Raw genomic sequence first — 14,699 nt, forward strand, 5'->3', positions numbered from 1 at the left:
ACTCCTTACAGCAGGACCCGGCGCATGTCGCCGAGTACCTTGGCCAGATCGGCGGTGAAGCGCGCAGCCAGCGCGCCATCGATGACGCGGTGGTCGTAGCTCAGCGACAGCGGTAGCAGCAGGCGCGGCTGGAAGGCCTTGCCGTCCCACACCGGCTGGATCGACGACTTGGACACGCCCAGGATCGCCACTTCCGGCGCGTTGACGATCGGCGTGAACGCCGTGCCGCCGATGCCGCCCAGCGAGGAGATCGAGAAGCAGCCGCCGGTCATGTCGGCCGGGCCGAGCTTGCCGTCGCGGGCTTTCTTGGCCAGCTCGCCGGTTTCGGCGGCGATGTCGTTGACGCCCTTCTTGTCCACGTCGCGGATCACCGGCACGACCAGGCCGCTCGGCGTATCGGCAGCGAAGCCGATGTTGAAGTACTGCTTCAGGGTGAGGTTCTCACCGGCCGCGTCGAGCGAGGCGTTGAAGGTCGGGTACTTCTTCAGCAGCGCGGCGCTGGCCTTGATCAGGAACGCCAGCATGGTGAGCTTGACGCCGGACTTGGATTTCTCCGCCTCCTTGTTGAGCAGCACGCGCAGGTCTTCCAGGTCGGTGATGTCGGCCGAATCGAACTGGGTGACGTGCGGGATCATCGCCCAGTTGCGGGCCAGGTTGGCACCGGAGATCTTCTGGATGCGGCTGAGCGGCTTGACCTCGGTCGGGCCGAATTTACTGAAGTCCACCTTCGGCCAGGGCAGCAGGCTCAGGCCATTGCCGCCAGCCGCGGCGGCAGCCGGCGCAGCAGCGGTCGCGCCGCCGCCAGCCAGCGCCTTCTTGACGAACGCCTGCACGTCTTCCTTGGTGATGCGGCCCTTGCGGGCGCTGCCGGCGACCTGCAGCAGGTCCACGCCGAGTTCGCGGGCGAACAGGCGCACCACCGGGCTGGCGTGCGGCACCTTGTCGGGCATCACCCGCGAGGCATCAAAGGTCACCGGCGGGGTGCTGGTCGGCGGCGACGGTGGTTCGGCCTGGCCGGAAGTGGCGCCCGAGGCGGTACGCGACTGCGACAGGGCGATCTCGCGCTGGGTCAGCTTGTCGGGGGTCGGGGCGGGCTCGGCCGGCGCGGCGGCAGGCTTGGCCGGCTCCGGCGCCTTGGCGGCTTCTGCGGGCTTGGCCTCGGCAGGCGATGCGGCGACTTCGCCGGCCGGCTCGATCAGGGCAACCACGGCACCTTCGGACAGCGAATCGCCGACCTTGACCTTGATTTCCTTGACGACGCCGCCGAAGGCCGCCGGGACTTCCAGCGTGGCCTTGTCCGATTCCAGGGTAATCAGCCCCTGGTCCTTCACCACGGTGTCCCCAACGGAGACCAGCACCTCGATCACGGGCACGTCGCTGTAGTCACCGATGTCGGGGACGCGTGCTTCCTGGGCTTGAGCCATCTTGGGAACTCCGGTTGGATTCGTGTGGGACGGGCCGATCATTGTACGGCCGCAAGGCCTTTCGCCAACCTTGGCGGATGGTCGAAGGCGAAATTCCGTCAAATGAAGACGATATTTCGTCTTTACGCGCAAAACCCCCTTGCAGACGGGGCAAACACCAGGTGTTCACCGCCGCGTGGGAAGAATGCACCACATCTGTTTGCACGCCGAAGACGGCTTCCGACCGGCCCATGCCCGCAACTGCCCCCAACCGTTTCCCGCTGCCGCCAGCGCTGGCAGCCCAGTGCGCGCTGTTCCTGGACGTGGACGGCACGCTGCTGGAATTCCAGGACGACCCCGGGGCCGTAGCCCTGCCCGAGGGCGGGCTGGAGACCGTGACCCGGCTTTCCCACAAGCTGGGCGGCGCCCTGGCCCTGGTCAGTGGCCGGCCACTGGCGGAACTGGACCGGGTGTTCGCTCCGCATGCCCTGCCCGCGGCGGGCATGCACGGCCAGCAATTGCGCGGCGCGCCCGAGACCACGCGGGTCGTGCCCGCTGCGCTGGCCGAGCTGCGGCGCGAAGCCACGGTGCTGGCCCACCGTTATCCGGGCGTGCGCGTGGAAGACAAGGGCGGCGCGCTGGCCCTGCACTGGCGGGCCGCACCGCAGGCCGCCGCCGCTTTGCAGGCGCTGGCCTCCCATTTCCTGCCAGCGCTGGAGGGCTACCGGATGCAGGCCGGCGACCAGGTGCTGGAGCTGGTGCCGGCCGACGTGGACAAGGGCCGCGCCGTGCGCAGGCTGCTGGAACAAGCGCCGTTCACCGGCCGCACGCCGGTGTTCGTCGGCGACGACCTGACCGACGAATACGGATTCGAAACCGCCAACACCCTGGGCGGCTGGAGCGTGCTGGTCGGGCGGCGCCCCAACAGCCACGCGATGTACGCCCTTCCCGACGTGACCGCCGTGCATACCTGGCTGAGGTCCAACCTGTAGTCCCCACCGCGACAACGCAACGGAGCACGCATGAGCCACCCGACCCTGGACATGGGCGTCATCGGCAACGGCAGTTTTGGTGCCCTCATCGACAAGCAGGCACGCGTGGTCTGGAGTTGCATGCCGGCCTTCGACGGCGACCCCGCCTTCTGCAGCCTGCTCTCGCCGAAGGACCAGCCAGGTGGCGACTTCGCGGTGGAGCTGGAGGATTTCGCATCCAGCGAACAACACTACCTGACCAACACCGCGATCCTGCGCACGGTGCTGCGCGACAGCCACGGCAACGCACTGGAAATCATCGACTTCGCCCCGCGCTGGCGCGAGAACCAGCGTTTCTACCGGCCGGTCAGCATCATCCGCCAGGTCCGCCCGCTCACCGGCAATCCGCGCATCCGCATCCGCGCCCGGCCGCTGGCCGACTGGGGCGCGCACAAGCCCGACACCACCTGGGGCAGCAACCACGTGCGCTGGCTGCTGCCCGAGTTCACCCTGCGCCTGACCACCGACGTACCGGTGCGCTTCATCCGCGAGGAAACCGCCTTCGTCCTCAACCATCCGCTGCACCTGGTGCTGGGCGTGGACGAATCGCTGCGCCGCTCGCTGGCCGGCTACGTGCGCGAGGCGGAAGAAAACACCCGCCACTACTGGACCGAATGGGTGCGCTACCTGTCCATCCCGCTGGACTGGCAGGACGCGGTGATCCGCAGCGCCATCACCCTGAAGCTGTGCCAGTACGAAGACTCCGGCGGGATCATCGCTGCGATGACCACATCCATCCCGGAAGCGCCGGACACCCCGCGCAACTGGGACTACCGCTATTGCTGGCTGCGCGACGCCGCATTCGTGGTGCGCGCGCTCAACCGGCTGGGCGCCACTCGCACGATGGAGCAGTTCCTGGGCTACATCTTCAACATCGCCACCCACGACGGCACGCTGCAGCCGATGTACGGCATCAACTTCGAAGTGGAGCTGCACGAGCACGAGGTCACCAGCCTGGCCGGCTACCGCGGCATGGGCCCGGTGCGGCGCGGCAACCTGGCCTGGATCCAGAAACAGCACGACGTGTACGGCTCGGTGGTGCTGGCCTCGACCCAGCTGTTCTTCGACCAGCGCCTGGTCGATCCGGGCGATGTGCACACCTTCGAGCGCCTGGAACTGCTGGGTGAGCGTTCGTTCGCACTGTACGACGTGCCCGATGCAGGCCTGTGGGAATTCCGTGGCCGCGCCGAGGTGCACACCTACACCAGCGTGATGTGCTGGGCCGCCTGCGACCGCCTTTCCAAGATCGCCACGCGGCTGGGCCTGGAAGATCGCAGCACGCTGTGGCGCGGCCGCGCCGACACCATCCACGCACGCATCCTCAGCGAAGCCTGGAACGAGGAACTCGGCCACATCACCGACACCTTCGGCGGCCATCGCCTGGACGCCTCGCTGCTGTTGCTGGCCGACCTGGGCTTCCTCGCTCCGGAGGACCCGCGTTTCATCGCCACGGTCGAAGCCATCGGCCGCGACCTGAAGCACGACGACGCACTGTTCCGTTACGTGGCACCAGACGATTTCGGCACGCCGGAAACCAGCTTCACCATCTGCACGTTCTGGTACATCGACGCGCTGGCGGCAATCGGCCGCAAGGACGAGGCGCGCGGCATGTTCGAACGCATCCTGGCACGCCGCAACCACTTGGGCCTGCTCAGCGAAGACCTGTCGTTCGAAGGCGAGGCCTGGGGCAATTTCCCGCAAACCTATTCGCATGTCGGCCTGATCATCGCCGCCATGCGCCTGTCGCGCCCCTGGCAGGACGCCTCATGAGCCGCCTGGTCGTGGTCTCCAACCGCGTGGCGCTGCCGGGCCAGTCGCAGACCGGCGGACTGGCCACCGGCCTGGGCGCGGCGCTGGGCGAGCGCGGCGGGCTGTGGTTCGGCTGGAGCGGCAAGACCACGCGCGACAACAGCGGCACCCTGCACGAGGTCAGCGAAGGCAACACGCGCTACGTCACCATGGACCTGTCCAGGGCCGACCACGACGCTTACTACCTGGGGTTTTCCAACGGCGCGCTTTGGCCGCTGCTGCACTTCCGCCTGGACCTGGTGGACTACGACCGCAGCAAGCGCGAAGGCTACCGGCGGGTCAACGCCCTGTTCGCCGACCAGCTGGCGCCGCTGTTGCGGGAAGACGACATCGTCTGGATCCACGACTACCACCTGATTCCGCTGGGCGCACTGCTGCGCGAACGCGGCATCGGCTGCAGGATCGGATTCTTCCTGCATACGCCGATGCCATCGGCCGACCTGGTCGCCGCCCTGCCCGACCACCAGCGTTTCTTCAGCACGCTGTATGCGTATGACCTGATCGGCTTCCATACCCGTCGCGACGTGGAACGATTCCAGTCGTACGTGCGCTTGTTCGGCGGCGGCAAGCTGCTGGACGACGATGTATTGGAAGCACCCGGTGGGCGTCGGTTCCAGGTCGGCGCCTTCCCGATCAGCATCGACACCGGCCTGATCGCCCAGCAGGCCAGGACTGCGGTCAACAAGCCGGCCGTTCGCGACCTGCGCCACAGCCTGCGCGGGCGGCAGCTGGCCATCGGCGTGGATCGGCTGGATTACTCCAAGGGCCTGCCGGAACGCTTCAGCGGTTTCGAGCGCTACCTCAAGCGCCACAAGGAACAGCGCGGCAGCCTGACCTATCTTCAGATCGCCCCGGTCTCGCGTGGCGAAGTCGTCGAATACCAGGTCCTGCGCAGCCAGCTGGAACAGATCGCCGGACACGTCAACGGCACTTATGCCGAAGCCGACTGGACGCCGATCCGCTACGTCAACCAGAACTACACCCACGCCACCCTGACCGGCTTCTACCGCGCCGCAAGCATCGGCCTGGTCACGCCCCTGCGCGACGGCATGAACCTGGTCGCCAAGGAGTACATCGCCGCGCAGGACCCGGAAGACCCCGGCGTGCTGGTGCTATCGATCCTGGCCGGCGCCGCCGACGAGATGACCGAGGCCCTCATCGTCAATCCGCATGACCTGGACGGCGTGGCCGATGCCATCGCCACGGCTGCGACCATGCCCAGGGCCAAGCGCATCGAACGCTGGCGGGCGATGATGGACAAGCTGCAGCGCAACGATATCAATGCCTGGCGCAGGGCCTATCTACAGGCACTGGAAGCGGCTTGAGTTAGCCCTTCCGGGCATCCGCACTGCCGTTGCCGTTGCCGTTGCCGTTGCCGTTGCCGTTGCCGGAGATTGTGATCTGGCTTTGGTGCTTGATCTTCAGCGCCTTCAAAGCGAGCCGAGCACCGCAGCCGGAAGCGGCCGCAGAGGCGCGGATGTCTGAGCGCAGCGAGTTCCGCGCCGTGCCGCTTCCGGCGAGGAGCACAGGGGACCGCCGCGTCGCGGCGGCGAGTGTTTTCAATCCCCTCTTTGGGACGGCGCCCACGGTTTTGGCTACTTTTGCCACGACAAAAGTGGCTCGCGTCGCGCAGTGACGTGAAAGCTTTGCTTTCGCTCCTGCTGCTGCACTTGCTTCGCGTTGTTGTTAGAAGTTCCCAAAGCAGGGCGAAAGCAAGATCACTACAGAGCTTTCGCGCCGCTCTGCGGCACGACTCCCTTTTGTCTTGGCAAAAGGAAGCAAAACCGCCTTCGCCGGACACTCGCCGCCGCGACGCGGCGGTGCCCTGCGCTCCTCGAAGAAAACGGCACGGCGCCCAAACTCGCTACGCTCAGACAAGGGCGCCTCTTCGGCCGTTTCCTCCTGCGGTGCTCGGCTCGCTTTACGGCTCGATCAGATCAACAGCGGAGCACAGCCACAACCACAGCGAAATGCAAAAGCAAGCGCAGAAGCAAAGGCCAATCTCGCATCGCGCCTGCGCAAACTGACCCACATGACAGCCTACAGGCTGAATCAGCGCGCGACCTGGCCAACCACGCAACCGTGAAGAAAACAGCCGGAATTTAACGCTTTTCTACGCCACGTCTGGCGCTGCGCGTGCAGCCGTCTCCAACAATATGAAGCGTTGCTGTGCACCAGCCTGAATTGCGTGCGGTACGCCGGGAATCGTTCATCTGGAAATTTCTACGGTGTGCGCCGTCCCGCCACGTTGCGGGCCACATCACAAGAACGAAGAACGAGGTAGACCCCATGAAGATTCGCCTGCTTGGTTTGGCCCTGGTGCCGCTGCTTGCCGCCCCGCCCGTATTCGCCCAGGAAGCCGTGAGCGCGGCGACCGACACCGATGGCACGCCGCATGGCGTGGCCACCAACAGCACCACCGGCGGCGACGCCGATGCCGCGTTCAAGCGCTGGGCCGTGGTTGGCAGCGCCACTTTGATGCAGCCGTCCTCGCGCCCGCTGCGCGGCACCAGCGTCGATGTTGATGGCGACACCGCGCCGACCATCAGCGCCAGCTACTACGCCACGCCGAACATCGCGGTGGAACTGTGGGGCGCGGCCGACAAGTTCAAGCACGACGTGAGCGACAGCGCCGGCAGGATCGGCAGCGTCGACCAGCTGCCGCTGGCGATCAGCGGCCAGTACCACTTCGGCACGCCGGACAAGGTGTTCCGTCCGTTCGTGGGCGTGGGCTACTACCAGTCCAATTTCAGCAACGAGAACCTCGGCAGCGTGTCGGGCGAACACGTCGGCGTGAAGGATGCCAAGGGCGCCATCGGCACCGTCGGCCTGGACATGAACATCAATCCGAACTGGTTCGCCCGCGTCGATGCGCGCTACATGGATGGTTCGCCGGACCTGACCGTCAACGGCAGCCGCACGGGCGAGGATCTTGACCTGAATCCCTGGACCGTCGGCGTTGGCATCGGCGCGCGATTCTAAGCAGCGCACGCCGGCCGCGCGCCCTTGAGGGACGCGCGACAGCGTCATCCAGGCGGCGGACCCGATGGTCCGCCGCCTTTTTCATGGCGCACATCCCTGCGCGCCACCCTTCAGGCGGCTTCGCCGTGAAAAACGGCTGTCCTGCCGTTTTTCCGTGGATGGTGCAATGCCGGCCAGGCGATCTGCTCACTACGCCTTCGCGACGGTGTGGTCAGCATGGCGGCCGACCTCTTCCGGGAATCCCCCATGCCCATCATCCGCATGCGCGTCACCGCTGACGACGACGCCACCCTGATCCTGACCCATTCGCTGGAATCCATCGAAGGCATCGAGCGGGTGGAGGAGATCGAAGACCTGATGCCACATATGGACGATGACGATTCCAGTTCCGCGGGCCTGGACGAAGATGCCCCACCGGGCTTTTCGGTGATCGAGGTCGAGGCCCCCAACGACGAAGGCGTGCGCCGCGTCCATGACGTCGTCGAGCGGGTCTCGCGTGCCACCAGCAGCGTCATCGAGATCCTCACCGACGAAGACGACGAGATGTGACGGCAACGCACCTTCGCAGGCAGCGGGCCGGCGCGGCGTGGATGCGCCACGCGAGCCATGACACGGCGACACCGTGTCTTCGGCCCTCGACGCTGGGGTAGCATTGGCCGGAAAGCGCAACAGGAAGTCCTGGACGGGACGGCCGCCCTTGCCCAGGCTGCAGGAGAACCCCGCTTGAAAGTGGATACCACGACGGTCCGATTGATCATGGCCACGGTCGAGGAAGGAAGCATCTCGCGCGCGGCCAATCGCCTGGATCTTGCGATCGCCGCAGCGTCCCGGCGCATTTCAGACCTTGAGGACCAGCTTGGGATCAAGCTCTTCCGGCGCCTGCCGCATGGTGTCGAGGTCACCGAGTCAGGTGGAAAGCTCATTGACCACATCCAACAGATCGACAATCTGGTGGACCGGCTGACAGGCGACGCGCAGGTGCTGGTTGGCGGGCTGGATGGGCGGATCATCATCGGCGCGCCCAAGGCCGTCATCATCGAGTTCTTATGTGCCGACATCGCGCGGATTCAGCAGTTGTATCCGCGCATCACCCTGAAGATCGTCGAGGAGAACAGCAGGAACATCCAGCAGTCACTGCGTGACCGTCTCATCGATATCGGCATCTATGAATCCAGAAGCGGATTTCTGGACATGACGCCATATCCTTACCGCAGCGACCGGCTGGTCCTGGTCTACAACGCCGCCCATTTCAGCTTCGACACGATGCCGGTTCCATTGGATGCGTTGTTCGACAAGCCACTGATCTCGCTGGGCAAGGGCTCGGCCACGCTCGCGGCGGTGGAACGTGCATTCCGCAACCAGGGGCGTGCTTTCACCAACAACTTCCTGGTCTCAGGGTTCGACACCATGCTGACCATGGTGCGCAACGGCCTGGGCGTTGGCTTGATGCCGCCTGCGGTACTGCGCCTGCTGGGCGGCGAAACGTCCGTGAGCGCGGCCGAGCTGGAAGGAAGCTGGCAACAACGCAACTACGTGCTCTCCTTCGTCGAAGGACACGTACAGGCCCAGACGCTGGCCAACATCGTCGCCGAGCTGAAGCAGAACGCCAACGCACGGTCTTGATTCCCGCCGCTGCGGTCGTTGTCCAAGCGGAAACATGCCGCATGCAGCATTCCGCCCCGGCCTGCGGCAAGGTGCTGCAGAAGGTACTTCGACAATGGTCTAAGGCGTTTCATATCGAACCTTCAGCGCATGGAGCGTGCGGGTTTCCATATCCGATATGGCAAGCAGCAGCGACCTTCATCGCGTGCCCATGTGTCCGCATCGACGCTGCCTTTTCCTTCTGGCATGGGCCTTTGACGCCCTGCGCCTGCGAAGACGGCCTTCGGTTGGCCACAGCTGACGGCGCCACCTCCAGCGACCGTCGCGACCAGCACGCCAGGCCGCCTTCGAATTCCGCGAACTCAGCCATGTCCAGCAGGTGCTTGCCGGTGCTTCGTCGGTCGATGAGAGTGCAACGCCACATCGCCACGACCAGAGAACGGGAGACGCACATGGCGCACTCGAACGACACATCACCCCGGGAAGCAGCCCGACCATTACCCCTGGCCGGAATCCGCGTGCTGGATGTCAGCCAGGTCATGGCCGGGCCCTTCGCCTGCATGATGCTGGCGGACATGGGGGCCGACGTCATCAAGGTCGAGCCCCTGGAAGGTGACCAGACGCGCGGCGCCATGGGATTCAAGATGAAGGGGCCTGACAGCATGGGCTTCCTCAACATGAACCGGAACAAGCGTTCGGTCGCGCTGGACCTCAAGACCGAGGAAGGCAGGGAGTTTTTCTACGAGTTGGCCAGGTCCGCCGACATGATGGTGGAGAACTACCGCCCCGGCGTGGTCAAGCGGCTTGGCATCGACTACGAGACCATCCGCAAGATCAATCCCAGGATGGTCTATGCGAGCATTTCCGGCTTCGGCCAGAGCGGCCCATGGTCCTCGCGACCAGGCTTTGATCTCATGGCCCAGGCCATGTCGGGCGTGATGAGCGTGACCGGCTACAAGGATGGACCGCCAGTGAAGGCCGGCGTGCCCGTGGCTGACATCGGCTGCGCGCTCTTCGCGGTGTATGGCTTGCTGTCGGCCTATATCGGTGCGCAGAAATCGGGCCTGGGCCAACACATCGATGCATCGCTGTTCGATTCGGCCATGGCCTTCTCCATCTGGGACATGTCCGACTACTGGGGGACCGGTACGCCACCGACCCCGCTTGGGACCAGCAACAAGATGAGTGCGCCATATCAGGCGGTGAAAGCGCGCGATGGATATTTCGTCATGGGCGCGACCAACCAGAAGCTGTGGAAGAAGCTGTGCGAGCTACTGCAGCGGCCCGACCTGGAGACGCACCCCGACTTTGCCACCGTCGCACTTCGCCTGAAGCACCGGGAGGCGCTGATTTCCGCGCTGGAAGCCTCGTTCGGCCAACGCGATGCCGAGGACTGGATCACCACCTTGCTCGAAGCTGGCATCCCGGCCGGGCCCATCCTGACCTATCCGGAGGCCTTTGGAAGCGAGCACGCAAGGCACCGCGGGATGTGCATGGAAATCAAGCACCCCAACGAGGGAACCGTGAAGAACATCGGCTTCCCGGTGAAGATGGGAGGCACGCCCCAGCACGTCTACCGTCACCCGCCACTGCTGGGCGAGCACAACCAGGAACTGCGCGACGAGCTTGCCGCGGTGCCCGCATGAACGCGGCATCCACGCGCGCCTGCGTGATGCACCGCCTGGTCGGTGCGGGGATGGCCGAGATCGTGATCGACCGCCCTGAGCGGCACAACGCCATGACCCTACCGATGTACGAGGAATTTCTCCGGATCGCCGGCATCCTGCAGGCCGACGCCAGCGTCCGATGCATCCTGGTCCGCGGCGCCGGAGGGAAATCCTTTGTCGCCGGCACCGATATCGACCACTTCCGCGATTTCACTTCCGGCACGCAAGGGATTGCCTACGAAGCGATGATCGAACAGGTTATCGATGCGGTGGAACGCATCCCGGTGCCCACGGTCGCCGTCATCGACGGATGGGCCGCGGGCGGTGGCCTGGCGCTGGCTACGGCCTGCGACTTCAGGGTCTGCAGTGACACCTCACGCTTCGGTGCGCCCATCGCCAGGACATTGTCCAACACACTCTCGGCCAGGAACCTGGCTCGGCTGATTGCGGCATTCGGCGTTCCAAGGGTCAAGAAGATGCTGCTGCTGGCCGACCATCTCGACGCGCCGGAAGCGCTGTCGTGTGGCTACATCTACGCGGTATCCACCAAAGATGAACTTGAAGCGGCGACCATCGCATTGGCCAGGCGTCTGGCATCGCTATCGCCTGTCACCCAGCACGCCATCAAGGAGAGCATGCGCCGGGTGGTGATGGAGCACCAACTGGTTGACGATGACCTGGTCGAGCAGGTCTATGGCAGCCAGTCCTTCCGGGACGCCGTTGCGGCGTTCGGGTCGAAGTCGAACACGGCCAGGCGTTAGCCTGCTGGCCGACGGATTGGTCCTCATGGCCCCGGCTTGCCGGGCGCTGGAGTCAATGACCTGGGAGGGTTCATGAAACGCTTGTCCATGAAGGCGAGTACGACCGTGCTCGTGATGCTTTGCCTGATGTACTTCATCACCTACGTCGACCGCGTCAATGTCAGTACTGCGGCTGGGCAGTTCAAGAGCGAACTTGGGCTGTCCAACACCGAGCTGGGGTTCGTGTTCTCGGCATTCGGGTATCCCTACGTGATCTTCCAGTTCATCGGCGGCTGGATCGCGGACCGGTTTGGTGCCCGCAGGACGCTCCTGGTGTGCGCGGCGATCTGGGCCGTGGCAACGGTCCTGACCGGACTTGCTGGTGGCCTGGTATCGCTGATCGCCGCCCGGCTGTTGCTGGGGCTGGGCGAAGGCGCGACCTTCCCCGCCGCCACCAGTGCCATGGGAGCCTGGATTCCGAGGGCCAAGCGCGGGATGGCGCAAGGCATCACCCATTCCGCTGCCCGATTCGGCAACGCGGTGGCACCAATGATCGTGCTGGCCATCATGACGGCATTTGACTGGCGCACGTCGTTCTATGTGCTGGGCGTGGTCAGCGCAGCGTGGTTGGCCGCGTGGTACTTCTGCTACACCGAACTGCCTGCCGACCATCCTCGGATCACTGCCGAGGAGCTCAAGATTCTTCCTGCACCCAAGACCCGGCGCGAACATCCGCCTGGTCAATGGGGGCGCCTGTATCGCCGCATGCTGCCCGTCTCGGCAGTTTACTTCTGCTACAACTGGACGCTCTGGTTAATGCTCAGCTGGATGCCGCTGTACTTCATGCACAGCTTCAATCTGAACATCAAGAATGCGGTGATCTTCACCTCCGGTGTCTTCGTGGCCGGCGTGGTGGGTGACCTGGCCGGCGGCATGGTGAGCGACCGGCTGCTGACCAGGACAGGGAATCTACGCATTGCACGCAGCTACCTGGTGGCCGGCTGCATGGCCTTGACCGCCATTTCACTGATTCCGGTCCTGCTGGTCAGCGACCCGGTCCACGCCCTCGTGTTCCTGGCCGCGGCGATGTTCTTCAATGAAATGGCCGTTGGCCCCATGTGGGCGATTCCCATGGACATCGCCAACGAACGCGCAGGAACCGCATCGGGCATCATGAGTGGCACCGGCGTCACCGCTGCACTGATCAGCCCGGTCGTGGCAGGCCTCATCGCTGACCGCCTGGGCAATTGGAACATCACCTTCCTGGTGTCCATTGGGATCATGATCGTCGGCACCGTGCTGTGTTTCGTCATGAAGCCAGATGCGCCGTTCCGGGATAACCACGACGCGACGCGTGCCGGAGACACTCCGCCACTGCCCCCGGTCGTCGATTACTTCGGCAAGGATCGACAACCTGGCCAAGCCCGCTGAGATCGTTGAAAAGCGCGGCTCCAATGTCCCATTGGCCTGGTCGCACGGCATCGTCTCCGCCCATCGCGCGTCGCGAAGCGATGGCGCACCCCATCAATGAGGAGCCCCCGTGCCCAGTTATGAGATTGAAGGCAAGCGTCCGACCCTGAAACCCGGGAGCTGGATCGCACCCGGCGCGCATGTAATTGGAGAAGTGACACTGGAGGATGGCGCAAGCATCTGGTTCGGGGCAGTGGTCCGCGGGGACAATGCCCCGATCAGTATCGGGGCCGGCACTAACGTGCAGGACGGAGCCGTGCTGCATGCGGACCCCGGCTTTCCACTGATCATTGGCGATGGAGTGACGGTGGGACATGCCGTCGTCCTGCACGGATGCACGATCGGCGCGGGCAGCCTGATCGGCATGGGCGCGGTGGTCATGAATGGCGCCACCCTCGGACCGCATTCACTGGTCGCCGCCAACGCGCTGGTGACCGAGGGCAAGACCTTTCCGCCAGGTAGCCTGATCATGGGAAGCCCCGCGCGTGCGGTCCGCGCACTGGATGCACCGGCCATTGCGGCGCTCGAGACCTCGTGGAAACAGTATCGCGACAAGGCGGCTGCGTTTTCCGGCCGGATCATCGTGCATCACGACGGTGGCTGAGTCGCCATCCAGCCAGACGAGTGCCGGATGGACCAACGTGGCCGAAGGAACCATCGAATGCAGACTTCATTGAACAGGCCCGCGCAAGCCGACAGCCCGTGCCGTAGCGACCACGACGCAATTCGCGACATGCTGGTGGGCATGTTCGATGCGGCGGTCGCCGCGGCGCAACCCGCGCTCGTGCTTCCGCTATCCCTGCCACAGCCCCCAAAAGGCCGGACGGTGGTCATCGGTGCCGGCAAGGCCTCGGCAGCCATGGCGCAGGTCCTGGAGGCACACTGGCCTGGCCCGCTGGAAGGCGTGGTGGTCACGCGCTACGGCCATGGCGCGCCGTGTTCACGGATCGACATCCTCGAAGCTGCCCACCCTGTGCCGGACGACCAGGGATTACGGGCTGCCCAGCGCATCCTGGCCTGCGTGCAGGGGCTGACTGCCGATGACCTGGTGATCTGCTTGATCTCCGGTGGCGGTTCGGCGCTGCTTCCGCTCCCGGCCGAAGGCATGCGTCTTGAGGACAAGCAGGTGATCGGCGAGCAGTTGCTGCTCGCCGGGGCCACGATCAGCGAGTTCAACTGTGTCCGCCGGCACCTGTCGGCGATCAAGGGCGGCCACCTGGCCGCGGCCTGCGCACCTGCACGGGTCTGCAACCTGTTGATCTCCGATGTTCCGGCCGATCAGCTCAATGACATCGCTTCGGGTCCGACCGTCGCCGACCCCAGCACCAGTGCGCAAGCGCTGGAGGTGTTGCGCCGCCATCGGATCGACGTCCCGGCACATGTGCAGCGCCTGCTCGAAGCCGGCGTGACCGAGACCATCAAGCCTGGGGCCGCGGCCCTGCCCCCCATCCAGACCCATCTGATCGCCACGCCGCAGCAATCACTGGAAGCGGCCGCCACTTATGCCCGGAGCATGGGCGTCGCGGCTTACATTCTTGGGGATTCCGTCGAAGGCGAATCCCGCGAGGTCGGCAGGGTCATGGCCGGGATCGCGCGCCAGGTACGCTTGCACGGCCAGCCGTTCAGCACTCCTTGCGTGCTGCTCTCGGGCGGCGAGACCACCGTGACCGTCCATGGACAGGGGCGCGGTGGAAGGAATGTCGAGTTCCTGCTTTCACTGGGCATCGCGCTGGGCGGAATGGCCGATGTCTACGCCATCGCCTGCGACACCGATGGTATTGATGGCCGCGAAGAGATCGCCGGCGCCGTGCTGTTTCCGGACAGCCTGTCGCGCGCGCAGCGTGTGGGCATTCAGCCCCAGGTGGCCCTGGACGATAACGATGGCCACGGTTTCTTCGGCAGCCTCGGTGATGCCGTGATCACCGGGCCCACGCACACCAACGTGAATGATTTCCGGGCGATCTACATCGCATCGGCATAGCGCCTGCGGTACGC

Annotated in this window: 13 protein-coding genes; 11 read left to right on the forward strand and 2 right to left on the reverse strand. The window is 65.1% G+C overall.

Annotated elements, in window-relative coordinates:
* Positions 1-5: 5 nt before the first annotated feature.
* A complete protein-coding gene (locus O8I58_RS09410) occupies positions 6-1,424 on the reverse strand; it encodes a dihydrolipoyllysine-residue acetyltransferase (RefSeq protein ID WP_298314880.1) in 1,419 nt (472 codons plus the stop codon).
* A gap of 230 nt (positions 1,425-1,654) precedes the next feature.
* On the opposite strand from O8I58_RS09410, the gene otsB reads away from it, so the two are divergent.
* Genes otsB through otsA form a run of 3 tightly spaced genes read left to right on the forward strand, consistent with a single transcriptional unit; the run spans position 1,655 to position 5,568 of the window.
* Positions 1,655-2,395, forward strand: coding sequence for a trehalose-phosphatase (otsB, locus tag O8I58_RS09415; RefSeq protein WP_298314882.1), 741 nt, complete (start codon positions 1,655-1,657; stop codon positions 2,393-2,395).
* Positions 2,396-2,425: 30 nt separating this feature from the next.
* A complete protein-coding gene (locus O8I58_RS09420) occupies positions 2,426-4,204 on the forward strand; it encodes a glycoside hydrolase family 15 protein (RefSeq protein WP_298314884.1) in 1,779 nt (592 codons plus the stop codon).
* Complete coding sequence (otsA, locus tag O8I58_RS09425; RefSeq protein WP_298314886.1) at positions 4,201-5,568, forward strand: alpha,alpha-trehalose-phosphate synthase (UDP-forming); 1,368 nt, start codon at positions 4,201-4,203, stop codon at positions 5,566-5,568. Before O8I58_RS09420 ends, otsA begins: the two co-directional genes overlap by 4 nt.
* Before the next feature lies 1 nt (position 5,569).
* On the opposite strand, the gene O8I58_RS09430 is transcribed toward otsA, so the two are convergent.
* The gene (locus O8I58_RS09430) at positions 5,570-5,806 is read right to left on the reverse strand and encodes a hypothetical protein (protein ID WP_298314888.1); all 237 of its coding nucleotides are present in this window, start codon (positions 5,804-5,806) and stop codon (positions 5,570-5,572) included.
* 726 nt (positions 5,807-6,532) lie between these two features.
* Between O8I58_RS09430 and O8I58_RS09435 the strand changes: the two genes are divergently transcribed.
* From O8I58_RS09435 to O8I58_RS09470, 8 genes are all read left to right on the forward strand, one after another.
* A complete protein-coding gene (locus O8I58_RS09435) occupies positions 6,533-7,225 on the forward strand; it encodes an OmpW/AlkL family protein (RefSeq protein WP_298314890.1) in 693 nt (230 codons plus the stop codon).
* Positions 7,226-7,471: 246 nt separating this feature from the next.
* Entirely contained in the window at positions 7,472-7,774 is a 303-nt protein-coding gene (locus tag O8I58_RS09440) for a hypothetical protein (RefSeq protein WP_298314893.1), read from the forward strand.
* A 180-nt stretch (positions 7,775-7,954) separates the two neighbouring features.
* Entirely contained in the window at positions 7,955-8,848 is an 894-nt protein-coding gene (locus O8I58_RS09445; protein ID WP_298322879.1) for a LysR family transcriptional regulator, read from the forward strand.
* A gap of 41 nt (positions 8,849-8,889) precedes the next feature.
* A complete protein-coding gene (locus O8I58_RS09450) occupies positions 8,890-10,473 on the forward strand; it encodes a CaiB/BaiF CoA transferase family protein (RefSeq protein WP_298314896.1) in 1,584 nt (527 codons plus the stop codon).
* Positions 10,470-11,255: an enoyl-CoA hydratase gene (locus O8I58_RS09455; protein WP_298314898.1), complete on the forward strand. Its 786-nt coding sequence runs from the start codon at positions 10,470-10,472 to the stop codon at positions 11,253-11,255. The genes O8I58_RS09450 and O8I58_RS09455 overlap by 4 nt, the downstream gene beginning before the upstream one ends.
* Positions 11,256-11,327: 72 nt before the next feature.
* A complete protein-coding gene (locus tag O8I58_RS09460; protein ID WP_298314900.1) occupies positions 11,328-12,665 on the forward strand; it encodes an MFS transporter in 1,338 nt (445 codons plus the stop codon).
* A 109-nt stretch (positions 12,666-12,774) separates the two neighbouring features.
* A complete protein-coding gene (locus O8I58_RS09465) occupies positions 12,775-13,308 on the forward strand; it encodes a gamma carbonic anhydrase family protein (protein WP_298314902.1) in 534 nt (177 codons plus the stop codon).
* A gap of 57 nt (positions 13,309-13,365) precedes the next feature.
* A complete protein-coding gene (locus O8I58_RS09470; RefSeq protein ID WP_298314905.1) occupies positions 13,366-14,685 on the forward strand; it encodes a glycerate kinase type-2 family protein in 1,320 nt (439 codons plus the stop codon).
* Positions 14,686-14,699 lie beyond the last annotated feature (14 nt).

Source organism: Pseudoxanthomonas sp. (genome assembly GCF_027498035.1).
Classification (GTDB): domain Bacteria; phylum Pseudomonadota; class Gammaproteobacteria; order Xanthomonadales; family Xanthomonadaceae; genus Pseudoxanthomonas_A.